18 protein-coding genes are annotated in these 15,671 nt (G+C 44.6%); 10 read left to right on the top strand and 8 right to left on the bottom strand.

Annotated features, from left to right (window positions below; all coding sequences use genetic code 11):
• Positions 1 to 13: 13 nt before the first annotated feature.
• Positions 14 to 1,108: a NapC/NirT family cytochrome c gene (locus ITG09_06605; GenBank protein UPR53293.1), complete on the bottom strand. Its 1,095-nt coding sequence runs from the start codon at positions 1,106 to 1,108 to the stop codon at positions 14 to 16.
• 306 nt (positions 1,109 to 1,414) lie between these two features.
• Between ITG09_06605 and ITG09_06600 the strand changes: the two genes are divergently transcribed.
• Positions 1,415 to 1,690, top strand: coding sequence for a nitrogen fixation protein NifW (locus ITG09_06600; GenBank protein ID UPR53292.1), 276 nt, complete (start codon positions 1,415 to 1,417; stop codon positions 1,688 to 1,690).
• Between the two features lie 138 nt (positions 1,691 to 1,828).
• A complete protein-coding gene (locus ITG09_06595) occupies positions 1,829 to 2,953 on the top strand; it encodes a hypothetical protein (GenBank protein ID UPR53291.1) in 1,125 nt (374 codons plus the stop codon).
• A 146-nt stretch (positions 2,954 to 3,099) separates the two neighbouring features.
• On the opposite strand, the gene ITG09_06590 is transcribed toward ITG09_06595, so the two are convergent.
• Positions 3,100 to 3,456, bottom strand: a complete 357-nt coding sequence (locus ITG09_06590) for a PilZ domain-containing protein (protein UPR53290.1) — start codon at positions 3,454 to 3,456, stop codon at positions 3,100 to 3,102.
• A 213-nt stretch (positions 3,457 to 3,669) separates the two neighbouring features.
• Positions 3,670 to 4,296 (bottom strand): LysE family translocator, encoded by a 627-nt coding sequence (locus ITG09_06585; protein UPR53289.1) that lies wholly within the window; start codon positions 4,294 to 4,296, stop codon positions 3,670 to 3,672.
• A gap of 209 nt (positions 4,297 to 4,505) precedes the next feature.
• Here ITG09_06585 and ITG09_06580 point away from each other — a divergent pair, with 209 nt between their 5' ends.
• The 3 genes from ITG09_06580 (at position 4,506) to ITG09_06570 (ending at position 6,648) form a co-directional block, all read left to right on the top strand.
• The gene (locus ITG09_06580; protein UPR53288.1) at positions 4,506 to 5,744 is read left to right on the top strand and encodes a DEAD/DEAH box helicase; all 1,239 of its coding nucleotides are present in this window, start codon (positions 4,506 to 4,508) and stop codon (positions 5,742 to 5,744) included.
• Positions 5,745 to 5,996: 252 nt separating this feature from the next.
• A complete protein-coding gene (locus ITG09_06575; GenBank protein UPR53287.1) occupies positions 5,997 to 6,218 on the top strand; it encodes a hypothetical protein in 222 nt (73 codons plus the stop codon).
• A gap of 127 nt (positions 6,219 to 6,345) precedes the next feature.
• Entirely contained in the window at positions 6,346 to 6,648 is a 303-nt protein-coding gene (locus tag ITG09_06570; protein ID UPR53593.1) for a thiamine-binding protein, read from the top strand.
• Between the two features lie 57 nt (positions 6,649 to 6,705).
• Here the strand turns inward: ITG09_06570 and ITG09_06565 are convergent, their stop codons facing one another.
• Positions 6,706 to 6,873, bottom strand: coding sequence for a hypothetical protein (locus ITG09_06565; GenBank protein ID UPR53286.1), 168 nt, complete (start codon positions 6,871 to 6,873; stop codon positions 6,706 to 6,708).
• Between the two features lie 109 nt (positions 6,874 to 6,982).
• The gene (locus ITG09_06560; GenBank protein ID UPR53285.1) at positions 6,983 to 7,243 is read right to left on the bottom strand and encodes a DUF1289 domain-containing protein; all 261 of its coding nucleotides are present in this window, start codon (positions 7,241 to 7,243) and stop codon (positions 6,983 to 6,985) included.
• A 191-nt stretch (positions 7,244 to 7,434) separates the two neighbouring features.
• On the opposite strand from ITG09_06560, the gene ITG09_06555 reads away from it, so the two are divergent.
• The 5 genes from ITG09_06555 (at position 7,435) to ITG09_06535 (ending at position 12,342) form a co-directional block, all read left to right on the top strand.
• Positions 7,435 to 7,881, top strand: a complete 447-nt coding sequence (locus ITG09_06555) for an META domain-containing protein (protein ID UPR53284.1) — start codon at positions 7,435 to 7,437, stop codon at positions 7,879 to 7,881.
• Positions 7,882 to 8,246: 365 nt separating this feature from the next.
• Positions 8,247 to 9,413 carry an ABC transporter substrate-binding protein gene (locus ITG09_06550; protein UPR53283.1) on the top strand — a complete coding sequence of 389 codons (1,167 nt, stop codon included), beginning with the start codon at positions 8,247 to 8,249 and terminating at the stop codon, positions 9,411 to 9,413.
• Between the two features lie 5 nt (positions 9,414 to 9,418).
• A complete protein-coding gene (locus ITG09_06545; protein ID UPR53282.1) occupies positions 9,419 to 11,119 on the top strand; it encodes a thiamine ABC transporter permease in 1,701 nt (566 codons plus the stop codon).
• On the top strand, positions 11,085 to 11,735 hold the full coding sequence (locus ITG09_06540) for an ATP-binding cassette domain-containing protein (protein UPR53281.1): 651 nt from the start codon (positions 11,085 to 11,087) through the stop codon (positions 11,733 to 11,735). The genes ITG09_06545 and ITG09_06540 overlap by 35 nt, the downstream gene beginning before the upstream one ends.
• A complete protein-coding gene (locus ITG09_06535) occupies positions 11,725 to 12,342 on the top strand; it encodes a CDP-alcohol phosphatidyltransferase family protein (GenBank protein UPR53280.1) in 618 nt (205 codons plus the stop codon). Before ITG09_06540 ends, ITG09_06535 begins: the two co-directional genes overlap by 11 nt.
• Before the next feature lie 66 nt (positions 12,343 to 12,408).
• Here ITG09_06535 and ITG09_06530 read toward each other — a convergent pair whose 3' ends face one another.
• The 3 genes from ITG09_06530 to ITG09_06520 form a co-directional block, all read right to left on the bottom strand.
• Complete coding sequence (locus ITG09_06530) at positions 12,409 to 13,731, bottom strand: IS4 family transposase (GenBank protein ID UPR53279.1); 1,323 nt, start codon at positions 13,729 to 13,731, stop codon at positions 12,409 to 12,411.
• A 127-nt stretch (positions 13,732 to 13,858) separates the two neighbouring features.
• Positions 13,859 to 14,812, bottom strand: coding sequence for a class I SAM-dependent methyltransferase (locus ITG09_06525; GenBank protein UPR53278.1), 954 nt, complete (start codon positions 14,810 to 14,812; stop codon positions 13,859 to 13,861).
• 8 nt (positions 14,813 to 14,820) lie between these two features.
• Complete coding sequence (locus tag ITG09_06520; GenBank protein UPR53277.1) at positions 14,821 to 15,519, bottom strand: TIGR01621 family pseudouridine synthase; 699 nt, start codon at positions 15,517 to 15,519, stop codon at positions 14,821 to 14,823.
• Positions 15,520 to 15,671: the final 152 nt, after the last annotated feature.

The raw sequence follows: 15,671 nt of genomic DNA, 5'->3' as shown, positions 1-15,671 counted from the left end.
CTTCTAATTCTCTTTAGTGACCAACAACGTCTTTCGCGTGGTTTTGGAAGTACTTAGTCAGCAGCTCAAGGTTTTGCTCAGAAATGTCGGTACGGTCGCCCATACTTTTCGCAACAGGTCCCCAAGCATTCACAGTGAAGTGGTTTGAAGGAATCTTCGCGTGACACGTTGCACAATAAACATTGTCCAACTCTTCTGCGTAAGACCAGATTGGGTCTAGGCTATCGACAACTGGATCAGTAATGTCACCCGTTAACGCAACAGAACGCCACTCGTTACCGTAAGCATCGGCTTCGTATTCACCAGTAATTAGTGCTTCTTGACCTTTGTCTGTCAGTGTCGCAACAATTGCACGTTGACCTTCACCGAAGTAAAGCACTTGCTCTGCGCCTCTCATTTGGAAGGCATTCAGAGTCACCGTACGGTTGTCGCCTTCAGCTTTAACTACTTCAAGTTCAGCCGTTGGGTTTACGCTACCGAATTCGCCCATTGCGATATCGGTTACTGGGTAAACCACTTTCGCATCTGCTGGCGTGTTTTTGGTAAAGGCAATCAGGGTATCGAAGGCTTTGCTGTCTAGCTGAGCTTCAGGGGCAAAGTGCGCAACGCCTTTGTGGCAGTCGATACACGTTTGGTTGTTCTCTTTACCGTAAGCGTGCATTTTCGCCGCATCACGAGATTGCTCGAACTCTTCCATTGCATCGAATTCGTGGCAAGAGCGACACGTCGCTGAGTCATTCTCACGGAATTGAGCCCATACTGTTTCAGCCATCTCTTCACGGTGTGCTTCGTATTTCTCAGGCGTGTCGATCTTACCTGAGATGAATTCGTGGTAGATGTCTTTAGACGCTCTTACTTTAGTGATCACATAGTCAATCGGATCCGTTGGGATGTGGCAATCGGCACATTCAGCTCGTATGCCTTTTGCGTTACTGAAGTGAACTGAACCTTGATACTCTTTGTGGGGTGCTTCCATCGTGTGGCAAGAAACACAAAACTCAGTGCTCGATGTATAGTGCATAACGGCTGCAGTTCCCCCTAAGGTTAACCAGCCAATACCTATACCAACCGCCGCTATTAGTGCGATATAACGTTTTTTTATTGTCATAATTCTTAATCATCTTCAACAATTGGTTACAATTCAGATCAGAATAATACTTTAGGGGTAGGTCCGTTTGATTTGGATCATCAATCGCAACCTGAGGAACAAAAAATGGCCCTTTCTGAGAGCTTGATTTCACTTTGAAAAATTAGTGGCTCAACAACCCAACCACCCAGCAAATACAATGGTCACATTTGATTTCAATAACTGATTAATTCAACAATAAAGAAGTTAAACTCGCTCCCAAATCAAAGAAGTAAATTGTAAATCTAATACAATGTCGGCTAACTCTTTTCATAAACTCTTCACTCCATGAACCAGACAGAATTCCAGCAAAAAATAGCGAGTTTCACCTCCATCGAACAAGCGCTTGATTACTTTGAAATTGGGTTTGATAGCAAGTTCATCGAGCAAAACAGAATCGAACTCGTTAAACGATTTAATGGTTATTTGATTCTTGCGAAACCTGATGATTGGTTTTCTGGACGAAGGGCGCTAAAAAACGCTTATTGCAAGGTGCAGCGTAGCAAGTTAGATCGCCACACACGTTCTGCCTGTCGTGGGTGTACCACTTGCCAGCGTCGATAGTTGGAAAGTGGGTTGTTCAAAAATAGACAACGAAAAAGTAGATAGTTGAAATAACATCTCATTACGATTTAGTTAGTGGTTTGCTCGAAAAAAAGTGTGCTAGTCTTACGGCAACTCAACTACGAGATAAAAACTACAATGAAAATTTTCAGCAATTTCGAAAGCGGCAACATTCACGTCGTTTCAGCAGATTCACCACAAAACATTCAACTGACTATCCCAGCAGACAACCAGACTGAAATATCTCAGTGGTTTCATTTCCGCTTAGAAAGCGATGCTCAACAAGCACACCACTTCGAAATCGGTCAACTGGCAACGTCTGCATACCCTGAAGGCTGGAAAGATTACGATGTGGTTGCATCGTACGACCGCGAAGAGTGGTTCCGTATTCCATCTCAGTTCGATGGTGACACGCTAAGCTTCGACATCATTCCTGAGCACGATTCAATGTACTTCGCGTACTTCGCACCGTACTCGTACGACCGTCATCAAGATCTTCTGCACAGTGCGCAAACGCACCCAGCTTGTAAGCTTGAAACTCTAGGCCACACGCTAGACAACAATGACATCACTTTGCTAACCATTGGTGAGCCAAGTGAAGAGAAGAAAAACATCTGGGTTATAGGTCGCCAACACCCTGGTGAGACTATGGCTGAATGGTTGATCGAAGGCCTGTTGCAACGCCTGCTTGATGAAACTGACACAGTTGGTCGTTCACTGCTAGACAGCGTTGTTTTCCGTGTGGTTCCTAACATGAACCCAGATGGCAGCATCCGCGGTCACCTTCGTACTAATGCGATTGGCGTTAACCTGAACCGTGAATGGCAATCGCCTTCTATGGAACGTAGCCCAGAAGTATACCTTGTTCGTGAGCGCATGTTAGAAACGGGCGTTGACCTGTGTCTAGACATTCACGGCGACGAAGCGATTCCATATAACTTTGTAGCAGGTAGCGAAGGCACGCCTTCATACAACGAGCGCATTGCTAAGCTAGAGAATCACTTCAAGCAAGCACTACTGACTATCACGCCAGAGTTCCAAGATGAGTTTGGTTACGATAAAGACGAACCGGGCAAAGCGAATATGACGGTTGGCACAAACTGGATTGGTGAGCAGTTCAAATGCTTAGCTTACACAGTCGAGATGCCATTTAAAGATCACATCAGCCACGCTGACGAACTGTATGGCTGGTCTCCAGAGCGCAGCGTTGCATTTGGTCACGACATGCTAGCCGCAGTTTGGGCAACAGTAGACGAGCTATAGAGTAACTAAGCTCTTGGTTTGTCCCTTGAATAGACATAACAAAGTCCAGCACTTGTGAAAGTGCTGGGCTTTTTAATCTCAGCTTAGAATCGAGTAATTTGGGGAATGGGCTATTTGGGCTTTAAGGCATCTAACCCTAAAGCTTTTTAAGCCACTCTCAAGCTTGCAAAAAATACTGGGTATCGTTGTCTGATGTGGCGTTGTTCAGACACCATATCTTTAAAGCTTGGACCTTGTGATAACTGAACGATCACTTCGTCCCCTTCTTGTCGCAATACAGCACCGCTAATATCGATACTGGTGTTGTCATGCAACCTTAAGGTACCTGCCATTGAAAAGCCGCGATAAACAGGAATGATGTTACGCATCATCAGGCGCACGCCCTTTTCAGATACTTCACTGACATGAAAAAGCTCATCCTTAATTCGCATCACCGGGCGTGCCTTTTGAGGGTACTTTAAGCGGTAATATTTGCGTTTCTGGGTGAATGAATCTTCACGCATTAGTGACTCCCTGTCTCTGTTATTCGGTCAAGCAATAGACTTTAGCTTCAATTGGTTTTAAATAAACACATTCATCAAATTAATGCCTAATTATTATATCGACTTTATAACCTAATGCTTTAGGCATTTATGCAGAGAGACAAGGATTCCCTTAGATTCAGTGAAAAGTGAGATATGAGTCGTATCTGTGCCGCTACTATCTGGCGTAAAAACTTAGAGCTGAAACAAGGCCAGCTGAATGCTGAAACCCAAAAATAGCACACCACAAACCATGTTCATTATTTGTGAGGTACGCTTTTGAACCAACAAGCGCTTAAACGTATCCGCCATTAAGATGACGACCAAGAACCACGTCGACACCACTATCGCTTGAATCCCGCCAAGCATTAAGCTGTCTGACACAATCGTATCTGTGGTAACGAACTGAGGAAATATCGATAGATAAAACAGCACAATTTTAGGGTTAAGTAGATTGGTCAATAGCCCCTTTAAAAACTGATGATAAAGCTTACTTCCCGACGCACTCACCACAGAAAGCACACCCTCTTGCGCACGGAATGCCGCACGGAAATGGTTGTATCCAAGCCAGACAAGATACAAAACCCCAGCCCACTTTAGACCTTCAAAGGCCATGGGAGTATTCGACAGTAATAGGCTTATGCCGTTGGCCGAGATAAAGGCGTGAAAAAAGAAACCACATGACACGCCCAGCACGTTTACAAATGCGAACAGCTTCCTTTGAGTTAAGGCTGTACTTAATACCAACAGCGCATTTGGGCCCGGAATAATGGCAATAAAAAACACGATAACAATAAACAGCCAGATACTGTCCCAACTCATTTCGATCTCATTTCATGAACATTTTTAGGGCAGACATTGTACGTCCATTCAGTGCCATTACAATATGACAAACGCTTAATTATCTCGTATGGCTAACATACGTAATTCAAGCATATAATGAGAGCGTTTATCGTGTTACGAACAAAACTGATTCTCTAACATTTGCTGCCCTGTTAGACTCCACCTCCCTTTTGATACTTGGTTCATTTATGTCATTTGATAGCCTAACCCTTAACGCAAAAACCGTCTCCGCCCTCCCAGCTCAATTCAATAAGCCGACAGAGATACAGCAAGCGGTAATTCCTACAATTATTGCAGGGAAAGACGTACTTGCATTGGCTCAAACGGGCAGTGGTAAAACATTGGCGTTCGGCTTACCTTTGCTGAACAACATCAACCATGATGTAAATGAACTGCAAGCGCTTATCATTGTTCCAACGCGTGAGCTCGCGTCTCAAGTGGCCGAATCTTTAGAACCGATCGCGACAGAGCTAGATATCAGATTCGTAACGTTAACGGGCGGCGTGAATACTGATGTTCAACAGCAACAATTATCGACTAAACCGCAACTAGCCATCGCCACACCAGGCCGATTACTTGCTTTAATCAAAAGTGGCGAACTGGATTTAACTCAGAGTTCATCATTAGTTCTTGATGAAGCCGATCGCCTGATCGACATGGGCTTTTGGCCAGATATTCAAGCAATTACCGAAGCACTACCGAGCAAACGCCAGTCACTGTTGTTCTCTGCGACACTTCCACCCGAATTAGTAGGTCAGGCTGAAGAACTTCTTTCAAATCCAGTTAAAGTCACGACACACCAAGAAAACAGCGTGGTCGCGACTATTGAAGAAACTCTGTACTTAGTGAACAAAGGCAGTAAAGCTCAAGCGCTCATTGCCCTACTCAATCAACACATATGGCCGCAAGTATTGGTATTTATTGGCGCAAAAGACAATGCCGATGCATTAACCAAGCGATTGAATAAAGCCAAAATCAGTGTGAGTGCGTTGCATGGAAATAAGAGCCAAGAAGAAAGAGAGCAAGCATTAGAAAGTTTCAAAAATGGCGAGACTCGCGTGCTTATCGCGACAGACGTCATAGCTCGAGGCATTCATATTGATCAGTTACCTGTCGTAATTAACTTCGAATTACCGTCTCACGCAGCAACTTACGTACACCGCGTTGGTCGGACAGCAAGAGCAGGAAGTACTGGTTACGCGATATCTCTGGTTAGCCACAGTGAAAATGAGCATCTCAATGCAATTCGCACCCTGACCAATAAGCCGTTAGTGCTGCAACCGTTAGAAGGTTTCCCTGTTACAGACAAACCTGCATCTGAAGTGACCGCTCGCAAGCGTCCACCTAAAGATAAAATGGCGAATCGAAGAACAGCCCAAAAGAAGAGCATCAAGCAATTTAAAAGCAAACCAAATAGCTCAAAGTAACCAGAAATAGCGCTAAGCAACCAGAAATAGAATAATCAGCTCAGTTTGAACTGGGCTTTTCATATGCAACAAAACACAAATTTACACACAAAAACTTCCCTGAAAATGCAAACTTAGATGACACTTTTGTGAATTATGACGCCAACGTATTGATTCTTGGTTGCTCAAAAAAAATACTCTTAAATCACATTGACGCCCCTATGTCTGGCAACTAGATTTTTCTATTAGTGTCTACAACAGGAGGTCATTGAAATGAAACGTGCTAGCTCTACATATCGATTACAACTGATTAAGGAAGTGGCAACCCGCCGAGATCGTCAACATTCTAATGACCCGATGGCAAACTACATACAAACCCTAATAGATAATAAAGATGATTGTGATACTTCGGTTGAACGCAACCAGAGGTTCAGTGGCAGTCATTTTGATGAGCACATAGGTGGTTGGGTAAGCGACCACTGGGGTAACAAGTAGGACAACGAGAGTAATCCAACCAGCATAACCGCTGTAGAATTCGTCTCCGCATTAACCTATCATCTGCAACAATTCCCTATCCTAGAGTAAGCAGAAAGTGTCTGAGTTAAAAAGAGAAAAAGAAGTGATGGTTGCCTTCCAAGTGATACCTCGCGTTAAAGAAGGCAACAACTTCGAAGTGGTTGATAGAGCCATTGAAGTTGTGAAAGCTGCCGATGTACCTTTCCAAGTCGGTGCGATGGAAACCACGATGAAAGGTGAACTCAACCAATTACTCGATATCGTTAAAAAGGCAGAACAAGCTTGCTACGATGCAGGGGCTGTAGAAGTGATCACGAACATTAAGATTCACAGTAAAACCACCGAAGCTGATGATACATTTTGCACGTACCATCGTGGTGTAACGAAAGCGAATCACATGTTTGTTTAATCGCATTTTTGTTTCTGAAAACTGAACTTTAAGAAAGACTCTGAAGAACCAGTGGTGTTATTGGAAAGGCATGTCTGAGAGGTGAGAAAGGATTTCCATTCGTTCTTCTTCTGACATCGAATGCCAATCACGCGGAGCCTCTTCAGGGTCATCTTTCGCCCCGATCGGTTTTCGGTCAAGTGCTTTCACTGGCTCTTTTTTGATTTTGACGTTCTTTTTATTCATACCGACATCACTCCTTCAGGTACAAAGGTACCTACCTTAATATTACACCCCAACCATTATGTAAAGTAATAGTTACCTCGGAGTTAAATAAAATCTTGATACTTTCTCTTTAACCAAAAAGATCTCTTTGGGGACTTGTATTTCCCTCTTCGTCTACCGGCTGACCAACTAAGTTGTTTTGCTTCATTATTTTTCTTCTATAGCGCTGACGACACAACTTTATCACGTGCAATTGTTCTGACGGTGTCATCGACATCCAATTAAAGCGCTCTTCTCTTTTGCGCATACAACCATTGCAATAGCCTTTGTCATCGCTTGAACAAACCCCAACGCAAGGGCTTGGAACTTGGAAAAACTCTAACTGCTCCACCACGTCTCCTTACACATTCAAAACTATGCTTACTATCTCAAAAATAAGCGATTAATTTGTCGCCTAGCTCATGAAATTCATACTAAACTATGACCTTATACTGACACATATAGTGTTTTGTAAACTATACTTTGAACCCATCAAGTTACACTTATTCGGTAACTTCGTTCTTTCCTTTGGAGCCTTATAATATGAAGTTTAGTTCAAAAAAATTACTAGCAGTAGCCGCTTTACCTATGATGCTAGCAGCATGCACAACAACAGGTGACAACGCGATGCAAGTAACACCAACCGATCTACAGCACCATAATTGGGAACTTGCACAAATTGATGGCAAGGACATTGTGAAAAGCGAAGACCAAGCAGCTCCTCGTCTAGAGATCGGCGAAAAAATGACTGCGAACGGCATGGCTGGTTGTAACAACTTCTTCGGTCAAGGCGAATTGAAAGACGGTCAATTCCGTATCAAGCAAATGGGCATGACAATGAAAATGTGTCACGGCTCTGCGATGGAAATCGAACAATCGGTTTCTGCTACTCTAAGCGAGTGGAGCGACGTAACCCTAACAAACGATACGCTAGTACTGAAAAACGATGTACACACGCTAACGTACACGATTCGTGACTGGGTAAACTAATCCGTCATCGACATCTGATATTGATTTAAGGAGCCCCCAAGGCTCCTTTTTTATTGCCTGCTCAAAACCTAATCATTAAAAACGCTACTTATCGCCTTCTTTTCGTACCAACCTCCAATAAATATCAAAAAAACCTCATTTAGATGCAATTAATTCACCGCTTTAACGGTCTGTTGGTAGGATGGCAAAGGCCCCTAGTAATTGATTGAATTTACTGTTGAATTAGAAATTATTTCAGAAACAGATAGAATAACTATTAGGGCGAGTTGATCTTTCGAACAAAATTCAACCGCGAAAGGTCAACACGCCCTAGGGAGTTCAAAAATACAATGCTCTTGCCCGTTCACTACCAAATGGAAAAGTTTATGAACAAGATAGTAAGTACGTTAGGAATCATGGCAACCGTTGCATACAGCGCAACCATTTATGCTGATGAAGCAACATCAACCGATAGCTGGAACCAAATTGAACAGCAGGCAGAGGGAGAAACTGTCTACTTTCACGCTTGGGGCGGAAGCCAAGAGATCAATCGTTACCTACAATGGGCAGGCAAGAAATTACAGAGTGACTACGGTGTTACCTTAAAGCATGTAAAAGTAACCGATATTGCAGAAACCACGACTCGCTTACTTGCTGAAAAAGCAGCAGGGAAGAACAGTGAAGGCAGTGTCGATATCGTCTGGATTAATGGCGAGAACTTCCGTTCGATGAAAGACAACGCGCTATTGTTTGGGCCATTTACAGAATCACTTCCAAATTGGCAATATGTCGATAAATCTCTGCCGATTGATGTCGATTTCTCAGAGCCGACAGAAGGCTTAGAAGCACCGTGGGGTGTTGGGCAACTTGTGTTCATTCACGACCAAGAGACGCTGCACAATCCACCACAATCATTCTCTGAGATGTTGAGCTACGCTCAGGCTTTTCCGAACCGAATAAGCTACCCTCGTCCACCAGAATTTCATGGCACGAGCTTCATTAAGTCTCTACTGATTGAACTAACAAACAATAACCCTGCGCTGGCTCAGCCGGTTTCAGAAGATAACTTCCAAGCGGTAACAGCGCCACTTTGGGCTTACTTAGATAAATTCCATAAAGTGGCATGGCGTGGTGGCAAACAATTCCCAGCAGGTACATCAGAAAGCATCCAACTTCTAGATGATGGACAACTCGACCTCGCGATTACCTTCAATCCAAACTCTGTATATTCAGCGCAAGCAAGTGGCCGTTTAGCCGAAACCACCAAGGCTTATGCTCTAGAAAGCGGCGCTCTATCTAATATTCACTTCCTTGCAATCCCTTGGAATGCCAATGCAACTTCAGGCGCTCAAGTGACCATCAACTTCTTATTGAGCCCAGAAGCGCAATCTCGCAAGGGTGACCTTAATGTTTGGGGCGATCCTTCAGTATTGAACAGCAAGTACCTCACTGGCAGTGCTAAAAATACTCAGCAATTTAAGTCGGTTGATGAACCACACCCAAGCTGGCAAAACGCGCTCGAGAAAGAGTGGCTTAAGCGATACGGTAACTAGTCTTCATGCTACGTGCTCTATATTTTGTTGTTATAGCTGTGTGCATTATCCCAACCATTCCTGGGGTAGCGGGAGTGGTGGCTTCGTCACTGAGTTTCATCCCGCCCCTAGGTTTAGATGAGCCAACACTCAACGGTTTTGACCAAGTATTTCAATGGGAAGGGGCTTGGCACTCTATTGGCTTAAGCCTAGGCTCAGCGATTGCAAGCAGCTACATAGCCTGCTTCCTGACCTTTTGTATTCTTCAAGCCTCTTGGGGAAACAAGTTTTGGAGAAAGATAGAGTTAACACTATCGCCAATGCTTGCCGTTCCACATGTGGCTTTCGCTATCGGCTTTGCTTTTCTGTTCAGTCCGACGGGGCTTGGCGCAAGAGCCGTACATCACTTGTTCGGCGAATCGGCTACGAGCTCTGAATTAGCGTTATTGGTGAAAGACCCATACGCGTTCGGCTTGATCATTATGCTCGCACTCAAAGAAGTCCCTTTCTTGTTGTTGATGAGCATTTCGATACTTCAACAAATTGATGTAGAGCGTATCACTAAGGTAAGTGCTTCTCTAGGTTATAGCCGAGCTCAGATTTGGTGGAAATGTATTTTCCCACAATGGTTTACCAAACTTAGATTCCCAATGCTGGCGGTACTCGCTTACAGTGTCTCGGTTGTCGATATTGCTCTGATCATTGGCCCAACTAACCCGCCGACCTTTGCCGTTTTGGTATGGCAATGGTTCAACGATCCAGACCTTAACCTACTCCCGCGAGCTGCTGCGGGCGCGATCGTTTTATTTGGTTTAGCTTCGTTGATCATCGCCTTGGCGCGTTTAGTGGAATGGGCGATTCTTAAGTACTTTCGAACTTGGCAGTATTCAGGCAGAACAGGCGCAAACCTTCCGGGGAAAACTGTGTTTACTGTGCTTGCTGCGCTGTCATTGCTGATCATTCCATTGATGGTGATTTGGAGTGTTGCCCAACGTTGGCGCTTCCCTGATTTACTGCCGAGCCACTACAGTATGCGCTTCTGGGAGTTCGAGTGGGACGGCATCATGAGCACCGTTGGTCAAAGCTTATGGATTGGTCTGATTTCGGCTTCAGTCGCTCTGTTACTTGCGCTGGTTGCTCACGAATACAGAATCAAATACAAGTGGCAAGTTCCGGGCTTTATTATCGCTATTCCAATGTTGATACCGCAACTCTCGGTGTTGTTTGGTATGCAAGTCACCACGCTTTATATTGGCAGCAGCGCTTATGAGTTCTGGGTAGTTTGGGCACACGTATTCTTCGCCTTTCCATTTGTATACTTGTCTTTAGATGGGCCTTGGAAAAGCTTCAATGATGGCCTGATAAAAGCCTCGCTGAGTCTAGGTAAATCACCATTTCAAAGTTGGTATTCCATTAAGCTGCCGATATTGCTGCCTGCCATCGCCTTCGCTTGGGCAGTCGGGATCAGTGTGAGTTTGGCTCAGTACCTGCCGACATTAATGCTCGGTGCAGGTCGCATTAGCACGATCACAACAGAAGCTGTTGCCCTAACCAGTGGGTTCGACCGCAGGGTAACGGCAATTTATGCTATCTGGCAGGCCTTGTTGCCTTTGTTCTTTTTCTCTTTAGCGATATTGGTCAGCCGACTTCAACTCAGATATCGCCGTCTTACTTTTAAAGGTTTTCTAACGAATGAGTCTGCACCTCAACGACCTCGCCATCCATAAAAACGATGGTGTATCGCTGTTTTCAGCGCTAAACGTAACATTAGAATCAGGCCAAGTATTGGCTTTGATGGGGCCGAGCGGCTGCGGAAAATCGACCTTGTTGGACGCCGTAGCGGGTCACTTGAATGATGAGTTTTCGTATTCTGGCACCGTTGTTTTGAACGACATTCAGCTAGACGGCTTGCCATCGCATCAACGTGAAGTCGGAATTCTGTTTCAAGATGACTTGTTGTTCCCTCATCTAAAGGTATGGGAGAATTTGGCGTTCTCTCTACCTAATTCAGTTAAGGGTTCGGCTCGCCAACAACAAGCGATGACCGCATTAAAAGACATTGAACTGACTCACTTAGCAGGGTCATTCCCTGACCAAATATCCGGTGGTCAACGCGCAAGAATAAGTTTAACTCGTATGTTATTGGCGAAGCCGAAACTCGCCCTACTCGACGAGCCGTTCAGTAAGCTAGACCAAGAGTTAAGAGCGCAATTTCGCGACTGGGTGTTTGAGCAGTTGAGGAAAGCCAATATCCCCACGCTGATGGTGACGCACGACGACGCAGATGTGCCTCAAGGGGCGCAAGTACTGTCTTGGCCATGGAGAAGTAGCAATGCTGGATAAGTACTCTATCAAGGTCATTAAGTGGCCCTTAAATCAGTCAGCTAAGTTGTTGAACCAATTTGGTATCACGGCTAATCAAACCACGCTATTCGGGTTTCTGGTTGGGTGTTTAGCATTTCCTGCGTTAGCATTTCAACAATATGAGTGGGCGTTAGGCTTCATTATATTCAACAGAGTATGTGATGGGCTCGATGGCGCTTTGGCTCGAATACAAGGCATCAGTGATGCGGGTGGCTTCCTCGACATCAGCCTAGATTTCCTATTCTACTCGCTGATCCCTTTTGGATTTGTCATTGCCAACCCAGAACATAACGCCATTGCCGGTGCATTTTTGATCTTCTCTTTTATCGGCACAGGCAGCAGCTTTTTAGCGTTTGCAGTGATGGCAGGCAAACGAGGCATCGAGAACCCTGTTTATAAGCACAAGTCGCTCTACTACATGTCTGGATTAACTGAAGGCACAGAGACCATCACCTGTTTCATCGCCTTTTGTATTTGGCCTCAACACTTTGCGGTTATTGCTTATACTTTTGGTGCGGCATGTTGGTTGACTACGTTTATGCGTATTTATTTTGGGTTCCAGACCCTCAAAAATCAAACCAACTAGTCTCAGTCTCCATTCCTTACAAACTAAAACGCCGCTCTATATGAGCTAATGCCGTTCGGATAAGCATTACTGCTTGAACCTAAACGGATATTTGGCTGGAACAAAGAGGACTGAACGTGGAAACGTTCGGTCCTTTCTTTTATCCGGAAGAATGAAGTGACTCAGACTTTCTCTCATCCTTTTAAGTTTGACTGGTAGGGTTCCGTCTGGGCTTAAAGCTAGCCAACGTAATTGCGCATCAATAAGGTTAATTGCGGCGGTAAAACTTACCCTAGTTGCTCGAACCCCGGCTTCTGAAGCTATCTTAACCATCTCTAATCGCACTAAGTTATAGGCAAGTAATACGCCCCAAAGCTCTTGCTTCACTCCGGCAGAAAAACGACTTCGTAAAGTGACGTGACTTTGCAGTTGAGTCTGTTTAATTTCACCATAACCTTCTTCTATCTCCCAGCGTTGCCAATAAATACGCAGCAGGCTTTCTAGCGAGTATCTACTAGGGTCTGTAAGTGAAGTAATAAAACCTTTTATCTCACCTTTTGGCTCTTGATATAGGACTAATCTGGCTTCCCAACGTGCGGGTAAATTCGGATTCTGCCGTTGAGCTTGAGGAGAGATAGGCATTGAGATGAGCATGTCGTTCTCAGCATATTTCTCCAACACTTCATAGCGTAGCTTACGTTTTGCAGGCATTAACCAGTGAGCATTTTCCGCACTCTCTTGCCACGACAACAAAAGGTCTGCCGAGAAATAACAACGATCAAATAAGGTCAATGAGTGTGCGGGGATATCATTGAATAGGCGCTTGGCTAGGGTCGTTTCACCGACATGACAACCATCAAAAGCTGCCCCCATAATCATTCGTGTTTCTGTTGACATCAAAGCGACTAAACGAAGTTGAGGGTAAGGTTTCAATTTTTTAGAGATGAACCCAAATTCTTCAGCGTTCTCTGTGGAATCTTGACACCTAAATGTTGTCCCATCGACAGCAAGAACATTAAGCCCTAAGTCTTTGTCTTGTTGAAGGATATCTTCGCGCCAAGCCTTTACCGTTGTGTGAAACAGAGCCGCTAACGGACTCTCATCTAGACGTCGGCGTGAATCAGTTAGGACACTGGGTGCAACACGAGACCAACTATCTTCAGGTTTAGGCTGAAGTGCGATGTCTAATGAACTGCATACCTCTTTGATAGACATGTTGCGTTGCAGTCCCATCCAAATAACTAACCAGACAGCTTGCTGAGCGGGAAGTCGGCGTCGTCTTATGCTCGCTTTATTGGTTTCAAGAAGAGCTTGTTCTATCCACTCAATCTGAATGGCGTCGACGACAGATTCATAATTGTCGGCATCTTCAATGGTCTCGTGTGCCATTGCTAATTCTTGTTCAAGCATAAAAAAAATCCCCATCAACGTTGTTGATGGGGATTATCTGCTAACTGCAAGATCGTTCAAGTCTTCTTAAACGATCGGCATTAGCTCTATATGAGCGGCGTTTTTTCTAACTGATGTTTAAAATCAATTAAGCGTCAGCACAAGCGCTAATCTTAAACCTCAGAACCTTAAGACTTGAATCAAGATCGACATCGACAAACTCAGGCGGGTTGTCTAGACGCTCAATAAACTCAACGTTTGGCGCTTCTTCTGCCATCGTTTCAATAAGGAAGTTAGGAGAAACCGCTGGTGAGTTAACACACGCGATCACTTCACCACCTTCTGTTAAAAGCTCAGGTAATCGACGTAAGATCTTTTTGTAGTCTTTTGTGAGCGCGAAGCTGCCTTTTTGGAACGAAGGCGGATCGATGATAACGAGCTCGTAAGGGCCGCCTTTCTTGATTTTTCCCCACGACTTAAAGATGTCGTAACCAAGGAAGTTAACCGAGCGCATGTCGTGGTCATTCAAACGGTGATTATCGCGGCCTTTGTTTAGCGAGCCACGTGACATATCCACGTTCATGCACTGGCGAGCGCCACCAGCGATAGCTGCGACAGAGAAGCCACAAGTGTATGCGAACAAGTTAAGAACATTCTTACCCTTGGCATTATCTTGTACCCACTGACGACCGTTACGCATGTCTAGGAACAAACCGAAGTTCTGATTACGGCCAATGTCGAGCTGATATTTAAGACCGTGCTCAACCACGACTGGAGAGTCGTTTAGCTCGCCCCACAGCACTTCTGAAGGCGCACCATCGGCATAACGGTGTTGCAGAACAATACTTGTGCCCTGCTTTGCTTGCCAGATGTCTTTATTAGTCAAGTCAACCAATCCAGCTTTAAGAGATGACAAGAACTCATCGTCTACTTCTTTGAATACGTTAACCAGTAATTGCCCATCAACCCAATCACATGTCAGTTGCTCTAGACCTGGCCAAAACTTACCACGACCGTGAAAGATACGACGCAGTTCATTCGGTACTTCATTAAGTTGCTGTTCAATATGACTAAAAAACAGAGGTAAAGCTGATGCTTCCATTATTTCACTCACTTAGTGTTTAGCTTTGGCCAAGTTAATGACCAAGGTTCAAGCCAACTGTCCAAACCGTTAGAGACGGTTTCTTGATGCCACTTATCTCCTAAAGAGTCTAAGCTCCTTGGGTCGCAGGCATATTCGTAGGCTTGTGATTGATAGGTAAATCGAATCGCGAAGGCATGCAGATAGCCTCTGTCCGCCTCACTCGATGGGTTGTAAATAGGGTCACCAACAATAGCGGAACCGATCGACTTCATCGCGACACGGATCTGGTGAGTTCGCCCAGTATAAGGTTTACATAAAAGTAGACGCTCACCGGGTTCAGCCGTTGCTGATAAAAATTGGGTAATCGCTGGTTTTTCTTTACTGGTCAGTAGTTTCCAACTGGAGCGTCGTGAACGCTCCATATCTCCAGAAATCAAACCCTGCTTTTTCTTCGGCTTCTTAGAGCCAATCGCAAGGTAATACTTCTCGACTTCACGCTTTGCGAAAAGCTGTGAAAGCTCACTCGCCGCTGAAGAATTCTTTGCTAACAGCAGAATGCCTGAGGTCATTTTATCAAGGCGATGAACGAGATACAGCTTAGGTTCATTGGTTGCCTTAGCCACTTCTTGAAGCAACATAGTATCGCCATCGTCTTTGTGGACGCTGACACCGGGGTGCTTATTGATAAGTAAAAAATCAGAGTGGTTCAGAAGAATATCGAACATGTAAAGGCTTACTCCATTGTAGAACGTGGAGTATACCGTGTCTGAACCCAGATTCCAGCTACGAAAAAGCCCAACTAACTCAATTAACATTGAATCATTGGGCTTCTCTTTATTTGTCCGCTTTCGGTAATCTGTTTTTAGTTCCGATTGAA

This window comes from Vibrio cyclitrophicus (assembly GCA_023206055.1).
Taxonomy (GTDB): Bacteria; Pseudomonadota; Gammaproteobacteria; order Enterobacterales; family Vibrionaceae; genus Vibrio; species Vibrio cyclitrophicus_A.
The sequence above is the reverse complement of the archived record's forward strand: the minus strand, read 5'-3'. Positions and strand labels throughout refer to the sequence as shown.